Origin of the sequence: Streptomyces sp. NPDC028635, assembly GCF_040637635.1 — a bacterium.
GTDB lineage: Bacteria > Actinomycetota > Actinomycetes > Streptomycetales > Streptomycetaceae > Streptomyces.
This window is the reverse complement of sequence record NZ_JBEZWX010000041.1, coordinates 35,160-61,657: the sequence shown is the minus strand read 5'-3', so window position 1 is coordinate 61,657 and position 26,498 is coordinate 35,160. Positions and strand designations below refer to the sequence as shown.

At 74.4% G+C, this 26,498-nt stretch carries 27 protein-coding genes; 10 read left to right on the top strand and 17 right to left on the bottom strand.

Annotated features, from left to right (window positions below; genetic code table 11):
- Positions 1–68 precede the first annotated feature (68 nt).
- Together AB0E88_RS30350 and AB0E88_RS30345 are read right to left on the bottom strand one after the other, a co-directional pair.
- Positions 69–908 carry a SigB/SigF/SigG family RNA polymerase sigma factor gene (locus tag AB0E88_RS30350; protein ID WP_361637269.1) on the bottom strand — a complete coding sequence of 280 codons (840 nt, stop codon included), beginning with the start codon at positions 906–908 and terminating at the stop codon, positions 69–71.
- A gap of 140 nt (positions 909–1,048) precedes the next feature.
- Complete coding sequence (locus AB0E88_RS30345) at positions 1,049–1,195, bottom strand: hypothetical protein (protein WP_361637256.1); 147 nt, start codon at positions 1,193–1,195, stop codon at positions 1,049–1,051.
- A 375-nt stretch (positions 1,196–1,570) separates the two neighbouring features.
- Between AB0E88_RS30345 and AB0E88_RS30340 the strand changes: the two genes are divergently transcribed.
- Positions 1,571–2,758, top strand: a complete 1,188-nt coding sequence (locus AB0E88_RS30340) for a spore photoproduct lyase family protein (protein ID WP_361637253.1) — start codon at positions 1,571–1,573, stop codon at positions 2,756–2,758.
- A gap of 86 nt (positions 2,759–2,844) precedes the next feature.
- The gene (locus tag AB0E88_RS30335) at positions 2,845–3,057 is read left to right on the top strand and encodes a helix-turn-helix domain-containing protein (protein WP_361637251.1); all 213 of its coding nucleotides are present in this window, start codon (positions 2,845–2,847) and stop codon (positions 3,055–3,057) included.
- 66 nt (positions 3,058–3,123) lie between these two features.
- Here the strand turns inward: AB0E88_RS30335 and AB0E88_RS30330 are convergent, their stop codons facing one another.
- The 4 genes from AB0E88_RS30330 to AB0E88_RS30315 are packed head-to-tail and all read right to left on the bottom strand — an operon-like array spanning position 3,124 to position 7,496.
- Positions 3,124–3,732: a hypothetical protein gene (locus tag AB0E88_RS30330; protein ID WP_361637248.1), complete on the bottom strand. Its 609-nt coding sequence runs from the start codon at positions 3,730–3,732 to the stop codon at positions 3,124–3,126.
- A 46-nt stretch (positions 3,733–3,778) separates the two neighbouring features.
- On the bottom strand, positions 3,779–5,542 hold the full coding sequence (locus AB0E88_RS30325; RefSeq protein ID WP_361637245.1) for an FAD-dependent oxidoreductase: 1,764 nt from the start codon (positions 5,540–5,542) through the stop codon (positions 3,779–3,781).
- The gene (locus AB0E88_RS30320) at positions 5,539–6,258 is read right to left on the bottom strand and encodes a class I SAM-dependent methyltransferase (RefSeq protein ID WP_361637242.1); all 720 of its coding nucleotides are present in this window, start codon (positions 6,256–6,258) and stop codon (positions 5,539–5,541) included. The genes AB0E88_RS30325 and AB0E88_RS30320 overlap by 4 nt, the downstream gene beginning before the upstream one ends.
- Before the next feature lie 38 nt (positions 6,259–6,296).
- Positions 6,297–7,496, bottom strand: coding sequence for a lycopene cyclase family protein (locus AB0E88_RS30315; protein WP_361637240.1), 1,200 nt, complete (start codon positions 7,494–7,496; stop codon positions 6,297–6,299).
- Positions 7,497–7,889: 393 nt separating this feature from the next.
- On the opposite strand from AB0E88_RS30315, the gene AB0E88_RS30310 reads away from it, so the two are divergent.
- The 4 genes from AB0E88_RS30310 to AB0E88_RS30295 are packed head-to-tail and all read left to right on the top strand — an operon-like array spanning position 7,890 to position 12,722.
- A complete protein-coding gene (locus AB0E88_RS30310; RefSeq protein ID WP_361637238.1) occupies positions 7,890–9,182 on the top strand; it encodes a polyprenyl synthetase family protein in 1,293 nt (430 codons plus the stop codon).
- Positions 9,179–10,714, top strand: a complete 1,536-nt coding sequence (gene crtI, locus AB0E88_RS30305; protein WP_361637235.1) for a phytoene desaturase family protein — start codon at positions 9,179–9,181, stop codon at positions 10,712–10,714. The genes AB0E88_RS30310 and crtI overlap by 4 nt, the downstream gene beginning before the upstream one ends.
- Positions 10,711–11,739 carry a phytoene/squalene synthase family protein gene (locus AB0E88_RS30300; RefSeq protein ID WP_361637233.1) on the top strand — a complete coding sequence of 343 codons (1,029 nt, stop codon included), beginning with the start codon at positions 10,711–10,713 and terminating at the stop codon, positions 11,737–11,739. Before crtI ends, AB0E88_RS30300 begins: the two co-directional genes overlap by 4 nt.
- Entirely contained in the window at positions 11,736–12,722 is a 987-nt protein-coding gene (locus tag AB0E88_RS30295; RefSeq protein ID WP_361637230.1) for a DUF5914 domain-containing protein, read from the top strand. Before AB0E88_RS30300 ends, AB0E88_RS30295 begins: the two co-directional genes overlap by 4 nt.
- 17 nt (positions 12,723–12,739) lie before the next feature.
- On the opposite strand, the gene AB0E88_RS30290 is transcribed toward AB0E88_RS30295, so the two are convergent.
- The 4 genes from AB0E88_RS30290 to AB0E88_RS30275 form a co-directional block, all read right to left on the bottom strand.
- Positions 12,740–13,561 carry a hypothetical protein gene (locus AB0E88_RS30290; RefSeq protein WP_361637227.1) on the bottom strand — a complete coding sequence of 274 codons (822 nt, stop codon included), beginning with the start codon at positions 13,559–13,561 and terminating at the stop codon, positions 12,740–12,742.
- 48 nt (positions 13,562–13,609) lie between these two features.
- Complete coding sequence (locus tag AB0E88_RS30285; RefSeq protein WP_361637224.1) at positions 13,610–14,257, bottom strand: beta-glucanase; 648 nt, start codon at positions 14,255–14,257, stop codon at positions 13,610–13,612.
- A gap of 182 nt (positions 14,258–14,439) precedes the next feature.
- Entirely contained in the window at positions 14,440–14,757 is a 318-nt protein-coding gene (locus AB0E88_RS30280; protein ID WP_361637222.1) for a hypothetical protein, read from the bottom strand.
- A 16-nt stretch (positions 14,758–14,773) separates the two neighbouring features.
- Complete coding sequence (locus AB0E88_RS30275; RefSeq protein ID WP_361637219.1) at positions 14,774–15,061, bottom strand: hypothetical protein; 288 nt, start codon at positions 15,059–15,061, stop codon at positions 14,774–14,776.
- Between the two features lie 155 nt (positions 15,062–15,216).
- Here AB0E88_RS30275 and AB0E88_RS30270 point away from each other — a divergent pair, with 155 nt between their 5' ends.
- Positions 15,217–15,909, top strand: a complete 693-nt coding sequence (locus tag AB0E88_RS30270) for a TMEM175 family protein (RefSeq protein WP_361637217.1) — start codon at positions 15,217–15,219, stop codon at positions 15,907–15,909.
- A gap of 9 nt (positions 15,910–15,918) precedes the next feature.
- On the opposite strand, the gene AB0E88_RS30265 is transcribed toward AB0E88_RS30270, so the two are convergent.
- From AB0E88_RS30265 to AB0E88_RS30250, 4 genes are all read right to left on the bottom strand, one after another.
- Positions 15,919–16,848 (bottom strand): SDR family oxidoreductase, encoded by a 930-nt coding sequence (locus AB0E88_RS30265; protein ID WP_361637214.1) that lies wholly within the window; start codon positions 16,846–16,848, stop codon positions 15,919–15,921.
- 57 nt (positions 16,849–16,905) lie between these two features.
- Complete coding sequence (locus AB0E88_RS30260) at positions 16,906–19,047, bottom strand: MMPL family transporter (protein WP_361637212.1); 2,142 nt, start codon at positions 19,045–19,047, stop codon at positions 16,906–16,908.
- Between the two features lie 97 nt (positions 19,048–19,144).
- Positions 19,145–19,585, bottom strand: coding sequence for a MarR family transcriptional regulator (locus AB0E88_RS30255; protein WP_361637267.1), 441 nt, complete (start codon positions 19,583–19,585; stop codon positions 19,145–19,147).
- Between the two features lie 91 nt (positions 19,586–19,676).
- A complete protein-coding gene (locus tag AB0E88_RS30250) occupies positions 19,677–21,440 on the bottom strand; it encodes a SpoIIE family protein phosphatase (protein ID WP_361637209.1) in 1,764 nt (587 codons plus the stop codon).
- A 240-nt stretch (positions 21,441–21,680) separates the two neighbouring features.
- Between AB0E88_RS30250 and AB0E88_RS30245 the strand changes: the two genes are divergently transcribed.
- Positions 21,681–22,022: a DUF3140 domain-containing protein gene (locus AB0E88_RS30245; protein WP_361637206.1), complete on the top strand. Its 342-nt coding sequence runs from the start codon at positions 21,681–21,683 to the stop codon at positions 22,020–22,022.
- An 8-nt stretch (positions 22,023–22,030) separates the two neighbouring features.
- Here AB0E88_RS30245 and AB0E88_RS30240 read toward each other — a convergent pair whose 3' ends face one another.
- Positions 22,031–22,294, bottom strand: coding sequence for a WhiB family transcriptional regulator (locus AB0E88_RS30240; protein WP_361637204.1), 264 nt, complete (start codon positions 22,292–22,294; stop codon positions 22,031–22,033).
- A 239-nt stretch (positions 22,295–22,533) separates the two neighbouring features.
- Here AB0E88_RS30240 and AB0E88_RS30235 point away from each other — a divergent pair, with 239 nt between their 5' ends.
- Positions 22,534–23,028, top strand: coding sequence for an SsgA family sporulation/cell division regulator (locus AB0E88_RS30235; RefSeq protein WP_361637201.1), 495 nt, complete (start codon positions 22,534–22,536; stop codon positions 23,026–23,028).
- Positions 23,029–23,077: 49 nt separating this feature from the next.
- Here the strand turns inward: AB0E88_RS30235 and AB0E88_RS30230 are convergent, their stop codons facing one another.
- Positions 23,078–23,650: a sigma-70 family RNA polymerase sigma factor gene (locus AB0E88_RS30230; RefSeq protein ID WP_361637198.1), complete on the bottom strand. Its 573-nt coding sequence runs from the start codon at positions 23,648–23,650 to the stop codon at positions 23,078–23,080.
- Between the two features lie 200 nt (positions 23,651–23,850).
- On the opposite strand from AB0E88_RS30230, the gene AB0E88_RS30225 reads away from it, so the two are divergent.
- Positions 23,851–24,966 carry a MerR family transcriptional regulator gene (locus AB0E88_RS30225; protein WP_361637195.1) on the top strand — a complete coding sequence of 372 codons (1,116 nt, stop codon included), beginning with the start codon at positions 23,851–23,853 and terminating at the stop codon, positions 24,964–24,966.
- Between the two features lie 19 nt (positions 24,967–24,985).
- On the opposite strand, the gene AB0E88_RS30220 is transcribed toward AB0E88_RS30225, so the two are convergent.
- Entirely contained in the window at positions 24,986–26,491 is a 1,506-nt protein-coding gene (locus AB0E88_RS30220; RefSeq protein WP_361637192.1) for a cryptochrome/photolyase family protein, read from the bottom strand.
- Positions 26,492–26,498: the final 7 nt, after the last annotated feature.

Sequence of the window (26,498 nt, the reverse complement as noted above, 5' to 3'; positions counted from 1 at the left end):
GCCGGGGAGGAGACCGAGGGCGTGCTCGTAGCGGCCGGCACCCCCGCCCCGGGGAGTTCAGCCCTGGCTCAGTGAGTGACCAGCATCCGCGAGCGCAGCCCGGCGACGATGCGGGAGATCAGCCGGGAGACGTGCATCTGGGAGATGTTCAGCCGCTCCCCGATCTGCGCCTGCGTCTGCTCCTCGACGAACCGCAGATGGAGGATCAGGCGGTCCCGCTCGCCGAGTTCGGCGATGAGCGGGGCCAGGGTGTGGAAGTTCTCGACGAGTTCGAAGGCCGGGTCCTCCACGCCGATGACCTCGGCCAGCGCGGTCTCGTGGTCGTCGGGATCCTGGCTGATGCTCGCGTCGAGGGAGGCGGAGGTGAATCCGTTCGCCGCGATCTGCGCCTCGACGACCTCGTCCTCGCTGAGGTTCATCAGCGCCGCCAGCTCGGCGACCCGGGGCGCGCGGCCGAGCCGGGTGTGGAGTTCCTCGGTGGCCTTGGCCAGTTCGGCGCGGGCCTCCTGCAGACGGCGCGGCACGTGCACGGCCCAGGAGGTGTCACGGAAGAACCGCTTGATCTCGCCGACGATGTACGGCACGGCGAAGCTGGTGAACTGCACCTCGCGGGAGACCTCGAACCGGTCGATGGCCTTGATCAGCCCGATGACGCCGACCTGGACGACGTCCTCCATCGTCTGGCCGTTCCCGCTGCGGAACCGGCCGGCGGCGTAGCGCACCAGCGACATGTTCATCTCGATGAGCGTGTTGCGGGCGTACTGGTACTCGGCGGTGCCCTCCTCGAGCACCGCGAGCCGTTGAAGGAACAGCTGGGTGAGGGTGCGGGCGTCCTGAGGGGCGATCTTCTGCGGGTCGGTGATCTGCGGCAGTGGTGTGCCGGTGTCCGTCGTCGTGCCGACGCGCATCGCCATCTCGAACCCTCCCTGATCGTGCCGGCCCGCTCCGTACCCCCGGGCCGTCCTTGTCGGGCCGTTACCCGGCGTTGGGCGAGTCATGCCCCCAGCCTACGGCACACGTGACCGCCGACACTCCCGGCGCGTCCGCGTCACCGGCGGGAGCGGAACCGCTCGAGCAGGCGCTGGGCCTGGGCGCGCCGGCGCGGGTCCGCGGCCTGGCGCCGTATCTCCTCCATCGTGCGGCGCCCCTGCGGGCTGCGCGCGAACTGCTTGATCCGCTCCATCACTCCGGCCATGACACTCCTTGTGGTCCGTCTGGTCAATCCGTCCGGTCGTCCGTCTTGTCGTCCGTCGGGGCCCGGGACGGCGGGCCGCCGTCCCGGGTTCGTGGCGCTCGTCCACCCGCGCGTCTACCCGCGCGTCGCGGGTTCAGCCCGGCACTGCCGGGGCGGGGCGATCGGGCTGGGCGAGGCGGCGCGGCGGGCCGAGCCGGGCGCCGCGCGCACGGCGCTGCCCCACCCCCGCGTGACCGTCTGGCGCCGCACCACCCGGAGGACGGCCCCACGGGCGACCCCATGGCGCCGCACCCCGCGCGGGACGGTCATACAGTGGACCGACCAGCACCGACACCCACGCGCCGCAGCGGCCGAGCCACCTCCCGGAGCCCCTCGATGACCCACGCCGCACCGGACAACGGCTCCGACGCCCTGTTCGGCCTGGACGCCCTGGGCGCGCCGGGCGCCGCTCGGCCCGACCGGGACACCGGCTCCGCAGCCGGCACGTTCCGGCGCGGCGTCACGGCCCGCAGGCTGCTGCCCGTGCGGCAGATCTACGCCGAGCCGGCCGCCGCCGCCTCCCCGCGTGGCCGGCAGATCCTGGACCGGTTCCCGCAGGCCCGCGTGATCGAGGTGGCGTCCCACTGGGGCATCCCCGGCCTGCACGGCAACGAGGGCAACGTCGAGCGCTGGGTCCGCGTCAAGGGCGAGACCCTGGTCCTCGGCGAGAAGAAGACGCTCACCACCCGCCCCAACGGCCGCTCGGCCGACTGGATCGCCCCGGGTCCCTCCAACGGCTGCGCCATGGCCTGCGCGTACTGCTACGTGCCGCGCCGCAAGGGGTACGCCAATCCGATCACCGTCTTCACCAACATCGACCGGATCATCGCCCACCTCGGCCGGCACATCGCGCGCCAGGGCAGGAAGCCCGAGCCGAATCAGTGCGACGACACCGCCTGGGTCTACGACATCGGGGAGAACGGCGACTGCTCGGTGGACGCCCTGATCTGCGACAACACCGCCGACCTGGTGCGCGCCTTCCGGCACTGGCCCACGGCCAAGGCGTCCTTCGCGACCAAGTTCGTCAACCCCGACCTGCTGGCCTACGACCCGCGCGGCCGAACCCGGATCCGGTTCTCCGTGATGCCGGCGGAGGACTCCCGCCTCCTGGACCTGCGCACCTCGCCGGTCGCCGACCGCGTAGCGGCCGCCGGGGATTTCCTCGAGGCGGGATACGAGGTGCATTTCAACCTCTCCCCCGTCGTGCTGCGCCCCGGCTGGCAGGCGGCGTGGGCCGAGTTGCTGAGGCAGCTCGACGACGTGCTGCCGGAGGCGGTGAAGCGGCAGGCGGCGGCCGAGGTGATCATGCTGACCCACAACGAGGACCTGCACGAGGTCAACCTCGGCTGGCACCCCCAGGGCGAGGAACTGCTCTGGCAGCCCGGCCTCCAGCAGGCCAAACGCTCGCAGAACGGCGCACTGAACGTCCGTTACCGCAACGGCGTCAAGGCGCAGGCGGTGGACACCCTCCGCGGGCTCGTCGCCGCGCACGCACCCTGGCTGCGGATCCGGTACGCGTTCTAGCCGGGGCCCGGCGCCGGATCGGCGACATGGATCCCGCCGCTGTGGGCAACCGGTGATCACGTCCGACGTCGCGAGAGGAGATCGTCGTGGACAAGCGGAAGTGGATCACGGGTGCGGCGCGCAGGGAGCTGGCCGAGGTGATGAAGAAGGAGTACGAGGAGGGGCGCTCGATCCGCGCGATAGCGGAGGCCCACGGCCGCTCGTACGGCTTCGTGCACCGCGTGCTCGGGGAAGCGGGCGTGCCGCTCAGGACCCGGGGCGGCGACGTGCGCGCCCACGCCGCCCGGTCGGCGGGTTGAGAACCGCCGGCCACGCCGACGGGCCGCGGCCGCCGGCCGGGCCCGTCCTCCGGACCGGACGACCCGTCATCCGAACCACACGACCAGCCGCACGTCGTCGTCCCCGTGGACGGCGGCGAGGTCGCGCATGGTCCGCCAGAGCCGGTCCCACGGCTCCTCGTCCGGCGGCGCGAGCATCCGGGCCGTGAGGACGACGGGGCGGTACACCACGCCGTCCAGCCGGACCTCGCCGCCCGGCGGCCACTCGGCGGGGACGAGCAGGACGTGCCCGCCGAAGGTGTCCGCCGCCGCGTCCGCCAGGTCGGGCGTGGCCCGGACGACGTCGTGGAGGACGAGTCCGTGGCCGCCCTCCCGCCACTCGGCGGCCCAGTACCGGGCGGGCCCGTCGATCACCGGAGCCTCCCAGTCAGCCGCCTTGACGTCGGCCCAGGTGGCGTAGGTGTGTCCGTGCTGCCAGTCGCCGCCGGAGGTTTCCCGCACCACGTCGCAGACGTCGTCCGGCAGTCCGCGGTCCGCGAAGAGCGGTCTGTCGATGTCCTCCGATCCGTGGACGGCGAAGAGACATCCCCACGCGTCGTAGTGGCGTCCCAGCCGCAGGTCGAGCACGTCGCACTCGACCCGCCACCCCTGCCCGTGCGCGCGGCACTCGATCACTCCGTCGATGTCCGTGCCCATGGGAGCGGACTGTACAAGGCGCCGTCCCGCCCTCAGGCCGCCTCCCTCATCCGCTCACCCATCGCGCCAGCCCGCGCAGCGCGGCGTTGCGGCCGCGGTCCGGGACCGTCCAGAGGGTCTGGCCCCGCAGACCCCATTGCCGCAGCAGGACGTTGGCGGCCTGGAAGCCGGTCGTCGCCGCCCGTTCCATCAGCGCCACCGGGAGGTCGGTGCGCACCAGGTCGCCGGCCACCGCCAGGCGCGGGTCGGGGGTGCGCACGGTGGGGCGGTCGCCGTAGCCGCCCACGGGGAAGAGCGGGCAGTCCTCGCGCCACTCGTGGCGGCTGTCGACGACCGTGGCGGCGCGTGTCTCCGGGTAGATCCTGTGCAGCTGTTCGACGATGCGCTTCTCCTCGACGTCGCGGGCCGCCTCGGGGTGGACCGCGTAGGCGTGGAGTTCCACCACCGACCCTCCGGTGCGCGCGGCCCAGCGGGCGGCCTCGTCCTCCCAGCGTTCCAGGACGCTGACGTTGTCGAGGGTGCCGAACCCGCTGGTGCCGAGGAAGCCCGGCCGGTCGGCGGCGACGGGCCGGTCCAGCCACAGGCGGGTGACCAGGAACGGCGGGGCGGTGCGCAGCCGTGCGATCCGCTCCCGCCAGGGGGCGTCGCCCAGCCGGTCCGAGCGGCCGACGAGGGAGCGCAGTCCGGCGGTGTCGAGGGCGAGGACGACGCCGTCGTGGTGCGTCTCGTCCTGGTCGGTGGTGATGCGGTGGCCGCCGTCCCGCACGGGTGCCACGTGGTCGACGGCTGTGCCGGTGCGTACCGCGGCGCCGTGCCGCCGCAGGTAGTCGGCGAGCGGGTTCCACAGGGCGGCCGGGAAGGGCGCGCGGGGCACGTCGAACAGCAGGCCCTCGGCGGAGCCGAGGAAGTAGATGTGGAACATCAGCGCCAGCTCGGCCGCCGACAGCGCGCGCGGGTCGGCGAAGAAGCTGCGCGAGAACACCTCGAAGGCCAGGTGGCGGGCCCGGTCCGGGAAGCGGACGGCGTCCAGGAAGTCGTGGGCGCTGATGTCGTCGAGGCGGGTGTACACGTCGGGCACGCGCACGTCGAACAGGGGCAGCGCCGCGACCGGGTCCAGGGCCCGCAGGTCGCGCAGCCCGAAGGACGGGCTGAGCAGGGCGAAGCCGAGCGCGCTGAACGGCGGGGTGCGCGGGACACGCCGGAAGCCGTCCGTGGCCCCGCCGGCGTGCAGCAGCGGATAGTCCGGCAGGCCGGTGAGCCGCTCCAGCGCGGGGTCGGTACGGCGCAGCAGTCCGCGCAGGTTGTAGTACTGGCGGAAGAAGGCGTGGAAGCCCCGGCTCATCGTCACCGGGGTGCCGTCGGACAGGCGGGTGGGCCAGCCGCCGACGCGCCCGCCGAGGTAGGGCCGGCGTTCGTACAGGGTGACGGCCACGCCGCGTTCGGCCAGGGCCGTGGCCGCCGCCAGCCCGGCGATGCCGCCGCCGACGACCGCCGCCGTGGGGCGGACGCCGTCGGCGCGCCGCCTCCCCTGGGGGCCGGGCAGGACGCGTGCGCGCCGGTCCCGCCCTCGCCGGGCGGCCGCCGGACGGGAGACCGGGCGACCGCCGGGCACTGCGCGGCCCTTGGCCGCTGCCGCGTCCCCGGTCGTCCGCCGGTCGCTGTCCGCCGACGCTCCCCCGGTTGTCCGCCGGTCGCCGCCCGCTGCCGCGTCCCCGGTCGTCCGCCGGTCGCTGTCCGCCGACGGTCCCCCGGTTGTCCGCCGGTCGCCGCCCGCTGCCGTGTCCCCGGTGGTGCGGTGGTCGCCGGTCATCGTGTGTCCTTGGGGCGTCGTGCGACGAAGGTGTGGGTGATGCCGGTCTGCCAGCCGGGCAGCGGCAGGGTCCGCACGTGGTCGAAGCCGGCCGTGCGCAAACGGTCCGCGAAGCGGCCGGCGGTGTCGAAGTCGACGACACTGCGCCACAGGTGACGGTAGAGGGCGCCGTCGCCGAGGACGGCCCCCGCGGGCTGGACGACGCCGCGGCACACCAGGGTCCACACCGCGCGGTCCACGGCCCGTCCGCTGAGGGTGTACTCGTGCACACCGAGCCGTCCGCCGGGCGCCAGCAGCTCGCGCACTCCCGCCAGCACGGCGTCGGGGTCGTCGACGTTGCGCAGCAGGTAGGCCGCGAAGACCGCGTCGAACGGTCCCGTGACGCCCGCCTCGGCCAGACGTTCAGCCGGCGCGTGGACGAAGGTCACGCCGTCCGCCCAGGGCTTGGCGGCGGCCCGTTCCAGCATGCCGGCGGAGGCGTCGACGGCGGTGATGTCCGCGGCGGGCAGGGCGGAGCGCAGCGCGGCGGTCGAGGCGCCGGTGCCGCAGCCGAGGTCGAGCAGGCGCAGTCCTTGACCGTGCCCGGGCAGGCCGAGCCGGCGCACCGAGCGCCGCAGGTGGGCGTGGTAGCCGGGGTTGGCGGCCACCAACGCGTCGTAGCTGCGGGAGGCGTGGTCGAAGGCGGCGGCGAGGTCCTCGTCGCGCAGCAGGGTCATGCGGTCTCCAGGGGCCGAAGGGGGCTGCTGTCGGGGCGTCAGTCGAAGGGACGGCGGGGCAGGGAAGGAAGCTCGAGGGCGCTGTGGAGCATGGGGCGGACCGGGGTGCGCAGGCCGATGGCGAGGTCCTCGTGCAGGCGGGTGTCCCCGTCGAGGAAGCGCAGCAGCCGGGCCATGGGGACCCGGGCGAAGAGCCGGCTGAACAGCGCCGGCCCGTCGACGCGGCCGCTGGCTAGGGCACGCAGCAGTACGGCGTCCATGGCACGGGAGCGCGCGGAGTGGGCGGGCGGCGGCAGCGGGCGGCGCCCTGCGCGCAGCGCGGCGGCGACGGCCCGTGTCTGGCGTTGCAGGCCGGCGAAGGTGTACCCGGTCGCGGGGCGGGTGGCGCCCCCGGCGGCGCCGATACGGAAGACGGACGCGCCGGTCTGCCGGGCGATCGGGGCGTCCGTCATCGGGATGACGCCGGTCTCGGTGGCGAGGACCTCCCGCTCGCCGAGGCGCAGGATGTCGTCGGCGTAGTGCCGTACCGCCGCCTCGTAGCCGTCCGCGGTCAGGGTCCGCGGTGAGAACTCGGTGTACTCGACGAGCGCCTCGCACGGTCCGGTGGGCAGGACGTAGCCGAAGGACAGGCCGTCGGCGGGCTGCGGGGTGCGGAAGTCCATCAGGTCGGCGACGGCGGGGTCGAAGGCCGGCCGGGACGTGCGGACGAACCAGCCGTGGAAGTGCTGGAGCAGGGTGGTGCGCGCGGCCGGCAGGCTGCCCAGGGGGCGGGAGTCGAGGACCCAGCGGGTGTGCAGGACGCGGTGGGCGCCGTCGGCGTCCCGCAGGTGCACGCGGGCGCCGCCGGTGACGTCCTCCACCGTCTCCACGGTGGCCTGGAGCCGGCGCACGTTGGGGCTGTGCGCCAGGTCCCGGCCGACCAGGTCCTCGAAGTCGTCGGAGCGGATCATCTTGTAGCGCAGGGGCGCGAGGCCGTCCTCGATCGGGGCGGCCGCGGGCGGACGCACCCGCAGCCGGTCCCAGCTCGCCGTGACGGCGTCGTCGAACCGGCCCCGGCCGCGCTCCCAGAAGCACCAGGTGCGGCTCGGCGGGCGCAGCGGGCCGGGCGGGGCGTCCAGCAGCAGCACGGACGGCGCCCGCCGGCCGGGCGTGTGCCCGCTCAGGCGGTGGGCCAGGGACAGCCCCGCGGCCCCGGCACCGACCACCGCCACGTCCGCCTCCGCTTCCGCCCGAAGCACCGCGCCTCCTCCTGACCGCGTCCCGCTCGCCCGCCTGCCGGGGTGCCCGGCCGTGTCACCCATCCGTCCGCCCGCCTGCCGGAGTTCCGGCCGTGTCCCCGATCCGCTCCTCCGCCTGCGGGGATCCCGGGTGTGCCCGATCCGCTCCCCCGCCTGCCGGGGGCGCGGGTGGGCCCGATCCGCTCCCCCGCCTGCCGGTGTTCCCGCCCGTGTGCCCGAACGGATGCGGGTCACTCGTGTGCGGTGGTCCGCCGTTGCCCCGGCGGCGGACGGGGAAAGGACATCGCGCGGCCGGCGGCGCACACGTCTGCGGCCGGCTGCGCATCCGGGTGCGGCGGACCCGCCGAAGCATGTGGCGACGAGTGCATCGCGATCACGACGAGAGGAAGCGGGATGAGCCCCACACAGGCGAAGGAACACCACGGCGCCGCGCCGCCGCCCGTCCCGCGCCTGCTTCCGGTGCCGGGATCGCCCGGACGGACGCGCCCGGACGGGTCGAGCGGCCCCGCGGACGCGGACCGCGCGGGGGCCGCCTGCCCGGCGGAGGCCTGTGACGCGCGTCAGGTCGACGCCGATGTGCCCGCCGCCGTCGGACGCGTCCTGGACGCCGTCCTCGCCGACCGTGTCGCCCGCGCGCACGCCGTGGACGAGCAGTTCGCCGTCGATCTCGCGGCGCGCGTCGCCGACTTCACCCGGTCCGGCGGCAAGCGCACCAGGTCCCAGCTGCTGTGGTGGTCGTCGCGCGCGTGCGGCGGCGACGACCGGGCGAGCGTCGCGGCGGCGCTGCGCGTCGGTGCGGCGCTGGAACTGCTGCAGACCTGCGCCCTGGTGCACGACGACGTGATGGACGGTGCCGTGCTGCGGCGGGGCCGGCCCGCGCTGCACCAGGACCTGCGGGCCCGGTACGCCGGGTCGGCCCCCTTGGGCCGCGCCGGACGGTTCGGGGAGGCGGCCGGCATCCTGGCCGGTGATCTGGCGCTCGCGTGGGCGGACGACCTGGTCGCCGAGACGGCCCTCCCCGCGCCGGCGGTACGGCCGGTGCGGCGGCTGTGGAGCGACATGCGCACGGAGATGGTCGCGGGCCAGTACCTGGACGTGCACGGCCAGGTGACCTCGGCGCAGGGGCCGGCGCGCGCGCTGCACACCGCGTGCCTCAAGAGCGCCCTGTACTCGGTGGCCCGCCCGCTGGCCCTGGGTGCCTCGCTCGCCGGTGCCGAGGACGGCACGGTGCGGGCACTGGACGCCGCGGGACGGTGTATCGGCATGGCGTTCCAGTTGCGCGACGACCTGGACGACGTCTTCGGTGATCCCGGCCGTACCGGGAAGAGCGTCGGCGCGGACATCCGAGAGGGCAAGCCGACGTATCTGACGGCGCTGGCCCGGGCGCGGGCGGCGGCGGCCGGCGACGACCGCGCTCTGGTGGTGCTGGAGAGGTCGCTCGGTGACACGGGCCTGACGGACGCGGGCCTCGCCCAGGTGCGGGAGGTCCTGGAGGCGACGGGTGCCCGGGCCGTGGTCGAGGCGAAGGTCGGCCGCCTGGTGGCGCGGGGGCTGCGGCACTTCGACGGCGCGCCGCTCGACCCCGAGGCGGGGAGCCGGTTGCGGGGACTGCTCCGGCGTGCGGCCGGGGGCGGCGCGGGTACGGCTCGGGCGGCGGACCTGACCGGGCGGGAGTGCGGACGATGACACGCCGGCTGCCCGGTCGTACGGATCACGTCGTGGTCGTGGGGGCCGGCCTCGCCGGGCTCTCGGCGGCCCTGCACCTGCTGGGCGCCGGGCGCCGGGTCACGGTCGTGGAACGGGACGCGCTGCCCGGCGGCCGGGCCGGCCGCCTCGAAGTCGGCGGGTACAAGATCGACACCGGGCCCACCGTGCTGACCATGCCGGACCTGGCCGACGAGGCGTTCGCCGCCGTCGGCGACAGCCTGTACCGGCGCGTGGAGCTGATCGGCCTCCATCCCGCGTACCGGGCGTGCTTCGCGGACGGCAGCACGCTGGACGTGCACACCGGCGCGGACGCCATGGCGGCGGAGGTGGAACGCTTCGCCGGAGCCCGTGAGGCGGCCGGGTACCGGCGGCTGCGGACCTGGCTGGAGCGGCTGTACCGGGCGCAGATGGGCCGCTTCATCGACGCCAACTTCGACTCGCCCCTCGGCCTGCTCAACGCCGACCTGGCCCGGCTGGCGGCGCTCGGCGGCTTCGGCCGCCTCGACGCCCGCATCGGCCGCTTCCTGGACGACGAACGGCTGCGGCGGGTCTTCTCCTTCCAGGCGCTGTACGCGGGCGTGCCGCCGGCGCGGGCGCTGGCCGCGTATGCCGTCATCGCCTACATGGACACCGTCGCCGGGGTGTACTTCCCGCGGGGCGGGATGCACGCGCTGCCCCGGGCGATGGCGGACGCGGCGGCCGCGGCGGGCGCGGAGCTGCGGTTCGGTCAGGAGGTGACCCGGCTGGAGAGGTCCGGCGCGCGGGTCACCGCGGTCGTCACCGAACAAGGGCGCATCCCCTGCGACGCGGTCGTCCTCACCCCGGATCTGCCCGTCGCCTACCGCCTGCTCGGCCGCCGCCCCCGGCGTCCGGTGCGGCTGCGGCACTCCCCGTCCGCGGTGGTGCTGCACGCCGGCACGGACCGCACCTGGCCTCAACTGTCGCACCACACCCTGTCGTTCGGGGCGGCGTGGAGCGGCACCTTCGACGAGCTGACGCGCACCGGGCGGCTGATGAGCGATCCGTCCCTGCTCGTCACCCGCCCCACCGCGACCGATCCGGGGCTCGCTCCGCCCGGCCGCCACCTGCACTACATCCTCGCGCCCTGCCCCAACACCGACATCGGCCCGGGCGCCGCCGCGTGGGGCGACCTCGCCCCGCGCTACCGGGCGACGCTGCTGCGGGAGCTGGAGCGGCGCGGCCTGGACGGCATCGGGGACGCGATCGAGGAGGAGTGCCTGGTCACTCCGGCCGCCTGGCAGGCGCAGGGCCACGCCGCCGGTACGCCCTTCTCCGCGGCCCACACCTTCGCCCAGACCGGCCCGTTCCGGCCCCGCAACCTGGTGCGCGGCACCGAGAACGCCGTCCTCGCCGGCTGCGGCACCACCCCGGGCGTCGGCGTGCCGACCGTGCTCGTGTCGGGCAAGCTCGCCGCCGCCCGCGTCACCGGCCGACCGGCCCGTACCCCGGCCGGCACGCGCCCGGCCCCGTCGAAGGAGACCACCGTATGACCGAACGGGAACTGGACGCGGCGGGCATCGGCGACCCGCTGCTGCGCGCGGCGTACCGCCGGTGCCGCGCCCTCAACGCGCGGCACGGCAAGACGTACTTCCTCGCCACCCGGCTGCTGCCCGTCGAGCGCAGGCCCGCCGTCCACGCGCTGTACGGTTTCGCGCGCTGGGCGGACGACATCGTCGACTCGCTCGATCCCGGCGCGGACACCGCCGTCCGCGTCGAGGCACTGGAACAGCTCGACCAGGCCCTGGCCACGGGGTTGCGGGGCGGACGCAGCGACGAACCGGTGGTCCTCGCCCTCGCCGACACCGCCCGCCGTTACGGCATCGACCACGCGCACTTCCGCGACTTCATGACCGCGATGCGCTGCGACCTGACGGTCACGGACTACCCCACCTACGCCGATCTGCGCCGCTACATGCACGGATCCGCCGCCGTGATCGGTCTGCAGATGCTGCCGGTCCTCGGCACGGTGGTACCGCGCGAGGTGGCCGCGCCGCACGCCGCCGCGCTCGGGGTCGCCTTCCAGTTGAGCAACTTCCTGCGGGACGTGGGCGAGGACCTGGACCGCGGCCGGGTCTATCTGCCGGCCGACCTGCTCGCCGGCCACGGCGTCGACCGCGAACTGCTGCGCTGGAGCCGGGACTCGGGGAGCCGCGACCGCCGGATCACCGCCGCCCTGAAGGAGTTCGCGGCACTCACGCGGGGCGTGTACCGGCAGGCCGCGCCGGGGATCGCCATGCTCGACCCGGTCTCCCGCCCCTGCATCCGCACCGCGTTCGTCCTGTACGGCGGCATCCTCGACGCCGTCGCCAGGGACGGTTACGCCGTGCTGCACCGCCGTGCGGTGGTCCCGCGCCGGCACCGTGCCGTGGTGGCCGCCGACGGGCTGGCCCGGGTGACCCTCGCACGGCTGCGCGCCCGCGGCAGGTCCCGCCCCCCGGTGCCGTCGGCGCCGGCGTCCCTGCCGGCCGTCACGCCCGTGCGGACGGGCCGGCCCGTCCCGGAGGAGGTCGCGTGAGCCCCCGCCGTATCCCTCTGTCGCTGCGTCGCAGCCCCGTGCCGTGGGACCGGCAGCGGCCCACCTGGCGCGAGGCCAAACCCGCGGTGATCTCACAGGCGTTGAAGCGCGCCCAGGCACGTCCGTCGGGGAACTGGTACGTCGTCGGCGCCTCCGAAGCGGTGCGCGGTGACCGCCCGCTGGCGCGCACGGTCGCGGGTGAGGAGGTGGTCGTCTGGCGCGGCGCCGACGGCCGGCTCGTCGGCGGCCCCGGCATGTGCCCGCATCTGGGGGCACCGCTGCGCGACAGCCCGGTGCGCTGCGGCGCGCTGGTGTGTCACTGGCACGGACTGGCTCTCGACGGCCGGCCCTACGCGGGGTGGACGCCGCTGCCGGTGCACGACGACGGCGTCCTGGTGTGGGTGCGGCTCGACGCCGCCGGCGGGGAGGCGCCGACGGACGCGCCGGTCCTGCCCCCGCGCCCCGAGCGCGAGCACGCGCTGACGGCCGTCTACACCGGCACGGGCCTCTGCGAACCCGAGGACGTGCTCGCCAACCGTCTGGACCCGTGGCACGGTGCCTGGTTCCATCCCTACTCGTTCGTCGATCTCACCGTGGTCGGCGCCCCCGAGGACGGCGAGGACGCCTTCACCGTCGACGTCTCGTTCAAGGTCGCGGGGCGGCTGGTCGTGCCGGTGCGGGCCGTGTTCACCGCTCCCGAACCACGCACGGTCGTCATGCACATCACGCGCGGCGAGGGGGAAGGGTCCGTCGTGGAGACGCACGCCACGCCCCTCGGCGTGGACGAGCAGGGCCGGCCGCGCACGGCGGTCGTCGAGGCCGTGCTGGCCGCCTCCGACCGCCGTGGCTTCGGCGTCGCCCGGCGGGCGGCCCCGTTGCTGCGCCCGCTGATGCGCGCGGCGTCGGGACGCCTGTGGCGCGACGACCTGGCGTACGCCGAGCGCCGCTGGGAACTGCGGTCCCGCGGCCGCTTCCCCGGCTGAAGCGCCCGGCGTGCCGCTCAGTCGAGCAGATGCCGCAGGGAGGCCGTCATGCTGCTGACGAAGGCGTCGCGGACCGGCTCGTCCACCCGGTCCAAAGACAGGTAGGGGTTGAGGTCCTCCAGCTCCACCAGCAGCAGTTCGCCCTCCTGGGTGCGGCAGGCGTCCACCCGCTGGATGCCGTGGGAGAGGGTGTTCCAGTCGATGAAGCGTCGGGCGAAGGCGAGGTCCGCGGCGGTGGGCTCGTAGGGCTCGAGGACCCAGCGCCGGGCCGGGTCGGGGGCGTACAGGGCGTACTGGAAGGCGTCGTCGACGTAGACGAAGGACACCTCGTGGCGGAAGTCGACGCGGGGCTGGATCAGGACGTCGCCGTGGGCCAGGTCGTCCAGGCCGTCCCGGGGCACCACGGTGAGGCCTATGGAGTCCGCGCCCGCCTTCGGCTTGACCACGTACGCGTCGGTGTCCGGCAGCGCGGGGACGTCCTCGGGCCGGTCGACGGTGGGGATGACCGGGAAGCCGGCCGCCGTGAGGTCGAGCAGGTACTGCTTGCCGGCCATGTCGCCGCGGCCGGTCAGCGGGTTGTAGACCCGGGTGCCGTGGGCGAGCGCCTGCTCGCGGAAGGCGTCGTACTCCTTCTGGTAGTGCAGCACGGGGCCGCTGTTGCGGACGACGACCGCGTCGAAGGCGTCCAGGAGGGCGGCGGCGTCCAGCGGGTGGCACAGTGCGATGTCGAAGTCGTCCCGCAGCCGTGAGGAGAGGAAGATGTCCTCGTCGCAGTAGCGGCGACCGCGGGCCGGGTAGGCGAGGTCGGTCACGAACAGCACACGGGGGCGGGCGGGCACGGGCAGCTCCTGGGTCGGCGGCCCACCACCCTATCGCCGCGCCCCTCGTCACCGGCGTACGACCAGGCTCTCCACCTCGTACGACAGTTCCCGCGCCGTGGGCTCGGGCGGGGGGTGGTAGCGGCCCGCGCAGACCGAGAGGTTGACGATCAGGTGGGCGTGCCAGCGGGAGCCCACCCCGCGGCCGTCGGCGAGCACCTCGCGGCCGTTCAGCCACCACACCACGTCACGTCTGCCGAACGTCACGGCGAGGTCGATCGTCTCGCCGGGGCGGACGGCGTCGTCGTGGACGTAACCGCCGCCGGGGCGCACATGGTTGGTGAGCTCCAGCAGGTCGGGATTGTCCGGGTGGTACTCGAACGCGTCCACCTCGTTGCCGCCGTCGCGCCACGTCCAGATCGCCGGCCAGGCGCCGAGTCCGACGGGCAGCCGGACCCGGGCCTCCAGGCGGTCGCCGGTGCGGACCATGAAGTCCTCGGCGCTGTCCTCCGTGGTGAGCAGGCCCGTGTCCCACAGTCCGTCGGACCGGCGCGTGGCGCGGAACGTGCCGGTGCGGGAGTAGGCGGGATCGGCGGTGAGATGGTCGAGCTTGTCGTCGCCCGGGTTGGTGGGGCCGCCGTCCGGGTAGGCCCAGGACCGCCCCGCGACCCATTGGCGCTCGGAGGTGAAATCCGCGACGAAGACGATCTCGCTCACGCGGCAGGCTCCCTTCGTCCCGCCGCTCGGGCGGCGCTGACGAGGTCATCCCCCGAGCGGCCGCGGTCGATGCGGCGAGCGGAGACGGGGAGCCCACCTTCACCCGAACGTGTGAAGAGCGCTGGCCTGGCGCGGAGTCCGGGCCCGGGTTCGCGGGGCGGGCCGCGTGAGCGGTCGCCGCCTCACTCCTTCGTGTCGATGCCCGTGACCACCGCCGGGCCCAGGGGTGCGGTGCCGTCGTCCAGGCCCACGGCGGTCAGCGCGGACTCGGTGAGCCGGCGGGCCTTGCCTTCGGCCTCGGGGCCGCTGTCCGCCTCCACGGTGAGGCGGACGGTGAAGGTGTCGTCGTCATGGACGGTGAGGATGTCGATGTCCTCTTGCTCCCCCAGGTGCGTGCGGTGCGGGTCGGCCGGGCGCAGCGCGCGCACCAGCTCGTCCCGCACGTCGTGTCCGGACGCTCCGGTGAACGTCCCCGGCACGGAGATGACGTACGTCGTCATGGTGATCCTCCCTCGGTCACCTCTCGCCTGCCCCGCCCTGCGACGCCTTACCGCTCACGGTCTCGGCGCGCCGCTTCGCCCCGCGCATCGCGCCGGTCTCCCACAGGCACCAGGTCGACCACAGCAGCAGGGTCAGAAAGGCGGCGAGGAGCCCCAGCAGCAGCACCGTCTGCCGGGTCGTACCGCGCTCCCCGGCAAAGGTGAGCAGCAGACACCCGGTCCAGGCGGCCGCGCCCCAGGCGTACACGGTCCTGAGCTGCCGCAACTGCTTCACCGCTTCCATCGGCCCCTCCCGGGCAGACATGTACACGTCCTCTGCCGGTACCCCCGCAGCGCGACTTCACCGCTTCCGTGCCGGCCGGCAGTGGTGAACGGGGCACCGGCGCGGGGGTTCCGCGGGCTTTCGGCCGGGAAGGGTGGAGCGAGGTCCACCCCGTCCCCCTCCCCTCCGGAGCCTTCATGACCACCGAGCCGGGCGTCTCCGGGCGCCGCAGCGCGGCCGACTTCAGTACCGCGCGTCTGGAGGCGTTCAGCGACGGCGTGTTCGCCATCGCCATCACGCTGCTCGTGCTGGACCTGCGGGTGCCGGAGCCGGACGCCCTGCACGGCGAGTCGCTCGCCCACGCGCTCGCCGGGCAGTGGCCCGCCTACTTCGCCTACCTGGTCAGCTTCCTGGTCATCGGCATCATCTGGATCAACCACCACGCCCTGTGCGGCCTGGCCCGCCGGGTGGACCGCCGGACGCTGTTCGCCAACCTCTTCCTGCTGCTCGCCGTGTCCGTCATCCCGTTCCCCACCCGCCTGCTCGCCACGTATCTGACCGGGCGGGACTCCGACGCGCACACCGCCGCCGCGGTCTACGCCGCGACGATGGTCGTCATGGGGATCGCCTTCTCCCTGCTCCTGCTGTCCTTCACGCGGGACGCGCGGGCGCTGCGTACACCGGTCGCACCGGCGGATCTGCGCGCCGCGCTGGGCCGCTTCGGCGTCGGAGGGGTGTGCTACCTGGCGACCCTCGCCCTCGCCTACGTCAGCCCGGTCGCCATGCTCGCCACGCACGCCGTGCTCGCCGTCTACTACTGCTTCGACCAGCTGGCTCCTCTGCGCCGCTCCCCCTCGAAAGGAGGCTCACGGCCCACGCCCCCGGCCTGACACGGCGGTTCAGGGCGACCCCGGGCCGGGACGGGGGTGAGCGCGCGTGGCGGTCACGTACGCCTCCCAGTCGGCTCGGCCGCCCGCGCCGAGGACCCCCGCGTCGGCCGCCCGCTCGTCCGCGGACCGCTCGCCCAGTTCCCGCCGTGCGACGCGGCTCACCAGGGCGGGGAAGAGCGGTCGCAGGGGCAGGCACCAGCGCAGCCACGGCGGCGCGTAGACGTACGGGGCGCGGTGCGTGATGCCTGCGGCGAGCCGGTCGGCGACCTCGGCGGGGCTGTGGACCCGGCGAGCGAACCACGGCTGGTGCCGGCGCAACGCCACGAGGACCGGGTGCTGGTCGATGCCGGTGACCATGTCGGTGCCGGTCCAGTGCAGATAGGCGATCCCGACGGCCACACCGACGGGTTCGACCTCGCCCCGCAGCGCCTGCGCGAAGGACTCCGCGCCCGCTTTGGAGGCGCAGTACGCGCTCATCAGGGGCGCGGACCCGAAGGCGGCCGTGGAGGCGATCTGCAGGAAGTAGCCGCGGCTGCGGGTGAGCTGCGGCAGGAAGGCCCTGGCGGTGTTCGCCGATCCGACGAGGTTGACGTCGATGACGCGCCGCCACAGATCGGCCTCGGTGTGACGGAACGGGCCGGCGGCGGCGATGCCCGCGTTGGCCACGACGACGGAGGCGGGGCCGAGCCGCTCCTCCACCTGCCGTGCGGCACGGTCGAGGGCGGCCTGGTCGGTCACGTCCGCCTCGACGCAGAGGGCCGGGCCGGCGAGGGAGGCAGCGGCCCGGCGCAGGGTCGCCGCCTCGCGCCCCAGCAGGGCGAGGCGCATGCCGTCCTCGGACAGACGACGCGCGAGGGCCTCGCCGACGCCGCGGGCGGCGCCGGTGACGACGGCGACGCGCCCCGCGAGCGGTCCTTCACGGGCGAGGGCCTCACGCATGTCGTTCTCCTTCGGTTCGGGTCGGGGAGCCACCACGGCCGCCGGCCGTGGCCCCCCTCACCGCCTCTTCCCCGCAGGCACGTCCACCGGTTGCACGACCGGCGCGCCGTCACCCGGTTGCCCGGGCCGCTCGTCGCGGAGCCGGCTGGGCCACCAGACGGCGGGGCCGATGTCCCGGACCAGGGCGGGGACGAGGAGGGAGCGCACGACGAGCGTGTCGAGGAGGACGCCGAAGGCCACGATGAAGGCGATCTGCGCGAGGAAGGCGAGCGGGATGACGACGAGGGCGGCGAAGGTGGCCGCCAGCACGACCCCCGCCGAGGTGATGACGCCTCCGGTGGCGATCAGCCCGCGCAGGACGCCCTGCCGGGTGCCGAGAGCGAGCGTCTCCTCGCGCACCCGGGACATGAGGAAGATGTTGTAGTCGACGCCCAGCGCGACCAGGAACACGAACCCGTACAGCGGTACGGAGGCGTCCGTGCCGGAGAAGCCGAAGCCGTGCTGGAACACCAGGCCGGCCACGCCGAGCGTGGCCAGGTAGGTGAGCGCGACGGTGGCGACCAGCAGGACGGGGAGCAGGACCGCCCGCAGCAGGGCGATGAGGATCACCAGGATGATGCCCAGGACGACGGGGACGATGAGGGCCCGGTCGTGTGCGGCCGTGCGCTGGGTGTCGTACTGCTGGGCGGTGTGACCGCCGACGAGCGACCCCGGATCGACCGCGTGCACACGTTCCCGCAGGCGCTGCACGGTCCGCTCGGCCGCGTCGCTGTCCGGTGCGTCGCTCAGGACGGCGTCGATCCGCACGCGGCCGTCCACGACGAGCGGTGCGCCTGACGGCTGTCCCGAGGCGCCGACGCCGCGCGCGGCGGAGACACCGGCCGTGCCGGCCGCGGCGCGCGTCACCCCCTCCAGCCGTGCGGCGTCCGCGATGATCACGGCCGGTTGCCCGGAGCCGCCCGGGAAGTGGCGCCCGAGGGTTTCCTGCGCGGTGACGGACGGGGCGTCGTCGACGAACAGTTCGTTCAGCGGAACGCCCTTGGACTGCAGGGCGGGGAAGAAGGCCGCGCCCGCCGCGAGCAGGGCGAGCGTGCCGAGCCACAGGCGCCGCGGCCGGGTGTCGACCCGGTGGGCGACGCGCCGCCAGATCCCGTGGCCGCCCGTGCCGGCGTCGGCCGAGCGGGGCCTCGCCGGCCAGAACGCGGCCCGGCCGAGGAGCGCCAGCACCGCGGGCAGGAAGGTCAGCGTCGTCAGGACGGCACACGCGATGCCGATCGCGCCGACCGGGCCGAGGGCACGGTTGTTGGTCAGGTCGCTGATCAGCAGGGCGAGCAGTCCGAGCGCGACGGTGGCGGCGCTGGCGGTGATCGCCCCGAGGGTGCCGCGCACCGCGGCCCACGCCGCTCGGGCACGGTCGTCCCCGGCCGCGAGTTCCTCGCGGTAGCGCGCGGTCAGGAGCAGCGCGTAGTCGGTGGCCGCGCCGATCACCAGGATGGACAGGATCCCCTGGACCTGACCGTCGACGCGCACCACGCCGTGGCCGGCGAGGACGTAGACGACGGCACAGGCCACGGCGAGCGCGAAGACGGCGCTGATGATGATCGTCAGCGGCAGGAGCAGGCTGCGGTAGACCAGCAGCAGGATGACCAGCACGGCGGCGAGCGCCACACCCAGCAGGATGCCGTCGATGCCGGCGAACGCGTCACCGAGGTCGGCCTGGGTGGCGGCCGGCCCGGCGATCTGCACCCGGGTGCCGGGCACGCCGTCGGCGGCCTGGCGCACCGTGTCGAGGACCTCGGGGAGTTGCTTTCCGAGATCCACGCGCAAGGGGACGACGCCCTGCAGGGCCGCCCTGTCCGGGGAGCGCAGGGCCGGCGAGGGCGTCCCGGCCACGCCCGCCTCATGCGTGAGTGACCGCAGGGCCCGGGTGGCGGCGTCCCGCTGCGCCGGTGTGATGTCGCCCGGCGGGGAGGCGGTCCAGACGACGACCGCCGGCAGGGTCTCCTTCTGCCGGAACGCCTTCTGCTGTTCGATGACCTTCGTCGACTCGGCGCTGCGCGGCAGAAACGCGGCCTGGTCGTTGGTCGAGACCTCGCCCAGTTTGCCGGCGTAGGAGCCGAAGGCCCCTCCGAGGCCCAGCCAGACCAGGACCAGGACGAGAGGGACCAGCCATCGGACCGGTCGTCGCACGGTGCTCATTCACTCCCCATCCAGCGACGCGATTACTTACTGCTGAAGTATCTCGACCGTAAAGATATATGCCGACGTGGAACCGGCCGGGTCAGGGAGGTGGGTTCTACCGGCCCTGTCGCCGGACGGCGGTGAGCCGGCCGTTCATCGCCGCGAGGAAACGCACGACCGTCTGCAGCTCTTCTTCCGTGAACTCGCCGCGAACGGATTCAGTGACCCGGGCCAGGGGAGCGAAGAAGGCCCTGGCCAGTTCACGGGCCTTGGGTTCGTAGTAGAGATGCACCACGCGCCGGTCGGAGGCTTCGCGCACGCGGCGGATGTGACCGGCCTTCTCCAGCCGGTTGAGACAGGCGGTGACGGCACCCGACGTCAGCCCCAGGTGCTCCCCCAGCATCCGCGGTGTGACCGGCGGACGCCGCTCACCCTCCGCGGCGACCGGGTCCGCGGCGGGCCCGTCGAGGATGACGATCAGCGCCTGTACATCGGTGGGGTGCAGATCGTGGGCGTGTGCGAAGGAGTGCGTGATCTCGCTCAACTCGCTGTTCATCCGCCTGAGGAGTACGGCGAACGTCTGCAGATCGGTACCCACCACGTGCGCAAGCGTAGCGTCAGCGCGCGCCCCGCCCGCACCCGGTGGATCACTCACCCGAGAAGCGGTGCTCCGTCCACGTCGGATCGTCCTCGCCGTGCAGGGGGGTGCGCAGTGCCAGCAGGGCGACGTCGTCGTCGTTGTCGGCCGGGCGGACACGACGCAGCAGCTGGTCGGTGAAGGAGTCGAGCGGGCGGTGGGCGAGGGCGGCGGCGTGCCGGCGCAGGCGCTGGAGACCTTCGTCGAGGGAGTGACCCCGTTCCTCGATCAGGCCGTCGGTGTACATGACCAGGGTGCTGCCGGGCGGCAGGGTCACCGTGGCGTCGGTGCGCTGGGGGCCGCCGGTGGTGCCGAGCAGGATGCCGTGCGCGCCGGTGAGGTATTCGGCCACGCCGTCGCGACTCAGCAGCAAAGGCGGCGGGTGACCGGCGTTGGTCCAGGTCAGCTCCCAGTGGCCCGCGTCCGCCCGTTCCAGTCGGGCGAAGAGGAGGGTGGCCATGGTGACCTCGGTGATGTACTGCACCGCCCGGTCCAGACGTCGCACGACCTGACTGGGGGGTTCGTGCTGGGACCAGGCGTAGGCCCGGAGCATGTTGCGCACCTGCGCCATGCCCGCCGCGGCCTCCAGGTCGTGGCCGACGACGTCCCCGATCGCCAGGGCGGTGGCGCCGTCCGACAGCGGGAAGGCGTCGTACCAGTCGCCGCCGACCTGCGAGGCGTGCGGGGCGGGCAGATACCGGACGGTCATCCGCAGGTGCGGCACGTGCGGCATCTGGGGCAGCAGATGCTTCTGCATCGTCTCGGCGACCTTGCGCTGGCGCTGGTACAGGCGGGCGTTGTCCAGGGCGAGCCCGGCGCGGCGCGCGATGTCCTCGAGCAGCGGCAGGTCGGCCGTGGTGAAAGGCAGGGGATTGTCCGCCCGTCCGAGGGTCAGGGCACCCAGGACCTCGCGGGTGCTGCGGATGGGCGCGATGGCGGCGGAGTGCATGCCGGTGGCCTCGAACAGGCGGCGCTGCTCGACCGCGATGCCGGAGTCCGGCTCACCCTGGTAGGTGTGCGGACCGGCGACGGTGGAGGAGACGCCGCGCAGGGCCCGGGACAGCGGCATGGGCGACTCCTCGGGGACCGGCGGCATGGGGCCCTGGAGCTCCTCGAGATGGGTCAGGCGGTCGCCGTCACCGTGCACCACCGCGCTGCGCCAGACCTCGTCGCGTTCGGTGATCAGGTCGATGACGGCCCAGTCCGCCAGCTGGGGCACGACCAGCTGCACCAGCCGGTCCAGCGCCTCGTCGACGTCGAGGGTGGAGGTCAGCCGCGTGGTGGTCTCGGCCAGCAGCGCCAGCCGCTCCAGCTCCGAGAGCGACCCGCCGGGCGCCTCCACCGCCGGTCGGCTCGCCACGGTGCGGCCCGAGGCGTGGAAGATGACCAGCGTCCCGGTCAGCTCCTCGTCGAGGTAGTACGGCGTGATGTGCCAGCCGATCGGCAGCAGCACGCCGTCCCCGCGGGCGAAGTAGTCGCGCTCCGCCTGCGCCGGGCACCCCTCGAGGAAGGCGTGCCGCATGGCGCACTGCGTCCTGGCGATCGGCTGCCCGTGCAGGTCGCGGTGGAGCAGGTCGTGCGCGTCCTGGCCCAGCAGATCCTCCACGGACAGGGCGAGCAATCCCGCGGCACGCGCGTTGGCGGCGACGATGCGGCCCTCCGCGTCCACGACGTAGGCGCCGGTGCCTATGGCGTCGAGCTGGGTGACCAGCTCGGCCGGGACCGCGCGTTTCGGCGACGCGCCCGCCCGCTCCGTGTGTCTGGGCCCTGCCATGTGACGGCTCCCTCGGCTGATCCGTGCGACCCGCGGCTCCATGGCGCCTCATCGGCTCGCTGACCGCCCACCGTACGTCGTTCGGGGGTGGCCGTGCGACGTCTTGTGGGGAGAACGGGGCACGCTCCGCCGGCGGCCCCCTGCCCTCCGGGTGCCGATCACGCGCGTCCGGCGCAGGGTGGGAGGACCGCGCATCCCGCGCGTCCCGCCCCTGGGCGCGAGAACAAGGACGGAGACGACATGGCACAGGACGAGGAGCGGCGCGAGGTGCACGACACGTTCCGGAAAGTGGTCAACATGTCCCCGTCCGCGCTGGAGACATGGCTGGCGTCGGACGAGTCCCGGGCGGCGGGGCAGCACCAGGGGGGCGGCGAGTCCACCGGCCACGCGTCGGGCCGCCGGATCGTCGAGATCCTGCGCAAGAAGAGGGATGACCTCTCGGAGGCGGACTACGCGCACATGCGCAAGGTGAACGGTTACGTGCACCGTCATCTCGCGCAGCGCCCGTCGGGCGACGTGACCGACACGCGCTGGCGTCACTCGTTGATGAACTGGGGCCACGACCCGCTGACCGCCGACTGACACACCTCTCAGCCGGTGTCGGCGGGGCCCCGCGGGCGCCTGTCCGCCGTCCGCGCGGAGAGGGCCTTGCGCTGACGGGCCGTCATCCCTCCCCACACGCCGTCGCTCTCGCCGTGCCGGACGGCGGAGGTGCGGCACTCCCGGATGACGGGGCAGCCGTGACATATCCGCAGGGCCCGCTCGATCTGGGGCAGGGACGCCCCGTCCTCGGTGAGCGGGAAGAAGAGTTCGGGGTCCTCGAAGCGGCAGGCGGCAAGGTCGAGCCAGTTCACTGGGTCCTCCCCATGGCGGGTCGCCCGGCGGCGACGGCAGCCGCGGCTGAACGGGCCGTCCGGGGTGTCGTACGTCGTGCACCCGGCAGAGGTGGCACTCAAGCTATGTAGCCGACGACGACTTTGTCCAGATATGGAACGGTTCGGTTTGGTGTCGATCCGGGCCGGGTCAGGTGCATCCGGTCCATGGCGTCGACGCGAAGCAAGGGGTGCGGTGGCGGCACTCCCTTGGAGGCACGATGCACGACCCGCAGACGCCCTCCGGCGGCACCCGATCCGGCCCGGGCCAGAGACCCCCGGGCGGGGCGCGGCCCGGCCCGCGCCCGGCGTTCCACCACCTCACGGTGACCGCCCTCGTCGTCACCGGGTCCGACGCGATCCCGCTCGACGTCCGTTTCGACTACGACGCAGGTGAGCCGCGGGCCGTGCGCATGACGTTCCCCGTCGATGCCGGCTCCGTGCCTCCCTGGTTCGTCTCCCGCGGCCTCCTGCACACCGGCCTGCGTTCTCCCGCCGGTGAAGGGGCGGTGCGGGTCCGGCCACCCTGCCGGTGCCACAGCACCACGATGCTCCGCGTCATACTGCGCGGCGCGGGCGGCGCCGCGGTCCTCTACGTGCCGGCCGCCCCGCTGCGCACCTGGCTCGAGGCGACCTTCGCGGTCGTACCGGCCGGAGAGGAGGCTTCCCGGCTGCGCCTCGACGTGGTGCCGGGCCAGTCGGCGCGGGCACCGTGAGCTCCGCGCGCCAGTCGCAGCGATAGTGCGTCGATTCGTGTCGCCCGCCTCAGCGGGACGACACCCCCTCGGCCATCAGGGTGCTGCGCAAGCGGTCAAGGCCGCGTCGGGTGTGGCTCTTGACCGTGCCCAGCGGCCAGCCGGTGACGCCGGCGATCTGCGTCTGTGTGAGGTCCTGGTAGAACGCCAGCCGCAGCACCCGTCGCTGCGGCTCGCTGAGCCGTTCCAGCGCCTGCCCGACGACCAGCCGGTCCAAAGCGGCCTCAGGGTCGTCGCCCGGCCGGTCCTCCGGCAGCGGCACGAGTCCGGCGGCCGCCGCGACCAGCTCCGCCCGCCGGGTACGGGCGGCCAGGGCGTCCGCCACTTTGCGGCGGGTGATGCCGACCAGCCACGCGGGGAAGGATCCGCGCTCGGGGGCGTACCCGTTGCGGCCGCGCCAGGCGGCGGTGAACACCTGCTGTGTCACGTCCTCCGCTTCCCGGGGATCCCCGAGCGCCTGCCGGGCCAGGCCGTGCACGAGCCCCGACCACTGCCGGTGCAGCAGGGTCCAGGCGTCTCCGGCGTCCCGGTCGCCGGGATCGAGCACCGCGGTCGTGCCGGGCGCTGAGGGGAGCCGGTCCATGTCGAGCCTCCTGTGCGAAGCCGCCGGGCGGATGCCCTGTGTCTTGCTTCAGCCTGCGCGGGCGGGCACCATGGAGACAACTTGCATCGAAAGCGCATCGATCGAGGGACGGGCCACCGCCCGGGGGTCCGTTCCGAGGACGTTCCGAAGACGTTCCCAGGACGTTCCGAGGACGCCCCGAGGAAGAGGGAGGGGATGACGTGCCCGGCGAAGTCGACTCACCGGTCAGCCCCGGCACCGGCGCGCCCGGTGCCGACGGGGCCGGCCCGGCGCACCCGTCGTCCGCCGCGGCGGTCACGACCGGTGCCCTCGCCCGTCGGCTGGGCGTGTCCCCGACGACCCTGCGCTCCTGGGACCGGCGCTACGGACTCGGCCCGGCCCTGCATGCTCAGGGCCGGCACCGCCGCTGGGCGCCGCGGGACATCGCGATGGTGGAGGAGATGTGCCGGCTGACGGCGGCGGGCGCCCCGCCCGCCGAGGCGGCACGGGTGGCCCGGCAGCGCTTCGCGGGGGAGGACTCCCCCGCGCCGGCGGACGCCGCACGTTCCTCGAAGGCGCCTCCGGCACCGGAGGGTGCTCCGCCTCCCGCTCCCCCTCCGGCTCGTCCGGCTGCCCGCGCGGGCGGCGCCGGCAGCGGGCTGCCGCTCGGGGACGTGCGCCAGGAGTGCCGGGGCCTCGCCCGGGCCGCGGTGCGGCTGGACGCGCCGGAGCTGGAGCGCCGGCTGGCGGAGAGCGTCGGACAGCACGGCCTCGCCGTGGCCTGGGAGGAGGTGATGATGCCCACGCTGCGTGCCGTGGGCCGGAAGTGGGAGTCGTCCGGGGACCGCTATGTGGAGGTCGAGCACCTGCTGTCGTGGCACATCTCCAGCACCCTGCGCAGCGCCCCCCTGCTGCTGCCGCGTGCCGCACCGCGTACCGGGGCCCCGCCCGTGGTCCTCGCCTGTACGCCCGGTGAGCAGCACTCGCTGGCGCTGGAGGCGCTGACCGCGGCGCTCGGCGAGCGCGGGGTGCCGACCAGGATGCTGGGCGCCGCAGTGCCCGCCGAGGCCCTGCTGGCCTGTGTGCGGCGCACCGGTGCCGCCGCGATCGTCCTGTGGTCGCAGACCCGCTCCACGGCGTCGATGCCGCTGGCCCGTCATGTGGCCGGGCTCGAATGGGGCGCCGCGGGAGCGCGCCGGCGTCCCGTGGTGCTGCCGGTCGGGCCCGGCTGGGACCGGCGGGCGTGCGCCGGCTTCACGCGCTGCTCCGGCCTGCGGGACGCCGTCGAGGCGCTGAGCCGTCTGTACCCGGCCGGCGGCGACCAGCGGTCCGGATGAGCGGTGAGGAGGGCGGCCGTCAGGGCGGGCGGCCGTCCCACCGCCGGTCGGCGCGCAGCACCGCGTCGAGGTCACCCAGACGGTCCAGCCCCCGCGCGGCCCACTGGGTACGCCGGTTCCCCGCGAGGACGGCACGGTGGCGGTGGGCGAACGACCAGTACCCGGTGGTGTACGGGCAGGCCCGCTCACCGGTGCGGTCGCCGGGACGATAGGCGCAGCCCTCGCACAGGTCGCTCATGCGGTGGATGTAGGCGCCTGCCGAGGTGTACGGCTTGGTGGTCATCAGCCCGCCGTCGGCGTACTGCGACATGCCGGTGACATTGGGCAGCATCACCCAGTCGTAGCCGTCGACGAAGCAGCGGTGGAACCAGTCCGTCACCGCGCGCGGGTCCCAGCCGCGCTGCAACGCGTAGCTGCCGAGCACCATCAGGCGCGGGATGTGATGGGTCCAGCCGGTGTCGCGTACCTGTGCGAGGACGGTCGCCAGACAGCGGGCCGTGACCGCGTCGGCGTCGAGTTCGAGGAACCACTCGGGCAGTGGGGTGTGGTGGCGCAGGGCGTTGCGCTCGCGGTAGTCCTCGCCGAAGTGCCAGTACAGCTGCCACACGTATTCGCGCCAGCCCGCGACCTGCCGGACGAACCCCTCGACGCTGTGCACCGGGGCCCGGCCCGCCCGCCAGGCGTCCTCGGCCGCGGTGACCACCTCCAGCGGGTCGAGCAGGCCGAGGTTGAGGGAGGAGGACAGCAGGCTGTGGCTCATCACCGGGTCGGCCGCGAGCATCGCGTCCTCGTGCGGGCCGAACCCCGCGAGCCGGTGGTCCAGGAAGCGGCGCAGCGCCGCCAGGGCCTCACGGCGGGACGCGGGGAAGAGACGGGGCCCGTCACGGCCGACGAAGCGGATGCCCTCCTCGCGTTCCCAGCGGTCGAGGTCGGCGCGGACCTGCTCGTCGATGTCGTCCTCGCGGGGCCGGTAGGGGCGGGGCGCGCCGAGCACCGGGGCACCCCTGGGCGGGGGCTCGCGGTTGGCGTCGTCGTGGTTCCAGCGGCCGCCCGCCGGTGCGCCGCCGTCCAGCAGCAGGTCCTTCCCCTCGCGCACCCAGTGGTAGAAGTCCTCCTGCCGCAGTCGGCGTCCGCCGCGCCCCGCGGCCCAGTCGCGAAAGGCGTCGTGTGTCACGAGGAAGCCCCGCGCCGGCAGCACCCGCACGCCGTCCAGGGAACGCACAAGACGCAGTGCGGCGCGCGAGGTGGGGTGGTGGACGGTGACCGGGGCGTCGGGCAGCGCCTCCCGCAGACCCTGGCGGTACGTCTCGGCCCGGACGTAGCGCACCCGGTCGCCCAGCTCGGCGGCCCGGTGACGCATGGCGGAGAGCACCAGGTGCGCCTTGGCCCGGTGGAACCGGCGGCGGCGCAGCACCGAGAGGGCCTCGATCATCACCACCGGGGCGTCACGGGCGGGCCCCTCGGCGCCGGGGGTGAGGAAGTGCGGGCCGAGCTGATCGCCGAAGAGCCAGTGAGGGCCGCTCATCCCGCCG

Coding starts and splice junctions, on each gene's coding strand:
- AB0E88_RS30345 (WP_361637256.1), bottom strand. CDS start 1,195: ATGGCCGGAGTGATGGAGCGGATCAAGCAGTTCGCGCGCAGCCCGCAG.
- AB0E88_RS30245 (WP_361637206.1), top strand. CDS start 21,681: ATGGCACAGGACGAGGAGCGGCGCGAGGTGCACGACACGTTCCGGAAA.
- AB0E88_RS30340 (WP_361637253.1), top strand. CDS start 1,571: ATGACCCACGCCGCACCGGACAACGGCTCCGACGCCCTGTTCGGCCTG.
- AB0E88_RS30280 (WP_361637222.1), bottom strand. CDS start 14,757: ATGACGACGTACGTCATCTCCGTGCCGGGGACGTTCACCGGAGCGTCC.
- AB0E88_RS30255 (WP_361637267.1), bottom strand. CDS start 19,585: ATGAACAGCGAGTTGAGCGAGATCACGCACTCCTTCGCACACGCCCAC.
- AB0E88_RS30250 (WP_361637209.1), bottom strand. CDS start 21,440: ATGGCAGGGCCCAGACACACGGAGCGGGCGGGCGCGTCGCCGAAACGC.
- AB0E88_RS30270 (WP_361637217.1), top strand. CDS start 15,217: ATGACCACCGAGCCGGGCGTCTCCGGGCGCCGCAGCGCGGCCGACTTC.
- AB0E88_RS30350 (WP_361637269.1), bottom strand. CDS start 908: ATGCGCGTCGGCACGACGACGGACACCGGCACACCACTGCCGCAGATC.
- AB0E88_RS30260 (WP_361637212.1), bottom strand. CDS start 19,047: ATGAGCACCGTGCGACGACCGGTCCGATGGCTGGTCCCTCTCGTCCTG.
- AB0E88_RS30235 (WP_361637201.1), top strand. CDS start 22,534: ATGCACGACCCGCAGACGCCCTCCGGCGGCACCCGATCCGGCCCGGGC.
- crtI (WP_361637235.1), top strand. CDS start 9,179: ATGACACGCCGGCTGCCCGGTCGTACGGATCACGTCGTGGTCGTGGGG.
- AB0E88_RS30310 (WP_361637238.1), top strand. CDS start 7,890: ATGAGCCCCACACAGGCGAAGGAACACCACGGCGCCGCGCCGCCGCCC.
- AB0E88_RS30220 (WP_361637192.1), bottom strand. CDS start 26,491: ATGAGCGGCCCTCACTGGCTCTTCGGCGATCAGCTCGGCCCGCACTTC.
- AB0E88_RS30300 (WP_361637233.1), top strand. CDS start 10,711: ATGACCGAACGGGAACTGGACGCGGCGGGCATCGGCGACCCGCTGCTG.
- AB0E88_RS30275 (WP_361637219.1), bottom strand. CDS start 15,061: ATGTCTGCCCGGGAGGGGCCGATGGAAGCGGTGAAGCAGTTGCGGCAG.
- AB0E88_RS30325 (WP_361637245.1), bottom strand. CDS start 5,542: ATGACCGGCGACCACCGCACCACCGGGGACACGGCAGCGGGCGGCGAC.
- AB0E88_RS30230 (WP_361637198.1), bottom strand. CDS start 23,650: ATGGACCGGCTCCCCTCAGCGCCCGGCACGACCGCGGTGCTCGATCCC.
- AB0E88_RS30265 (WP_361637214.1), bottom strand. CDS start 16,848: ATGCGTGAGGCCCTCGCCCGTGAAGGACCGCTCGCGGGGCGCGTCGCC.
- AB0E88_RS30320 (WP_361637242.1), bottom strand. CDS start 6,258: ATGACCCTGCTGCGCGACGAGGACCTCGCCGCCGCCTTCGACCACGCC.
- AB0E88_RS30330 (WP_361637248.1), bottom strand. CDS start 3,732: ATGGGCACGGACATCGACGGAGTGATCGAGTGCCGCGCGCACGGGCAG.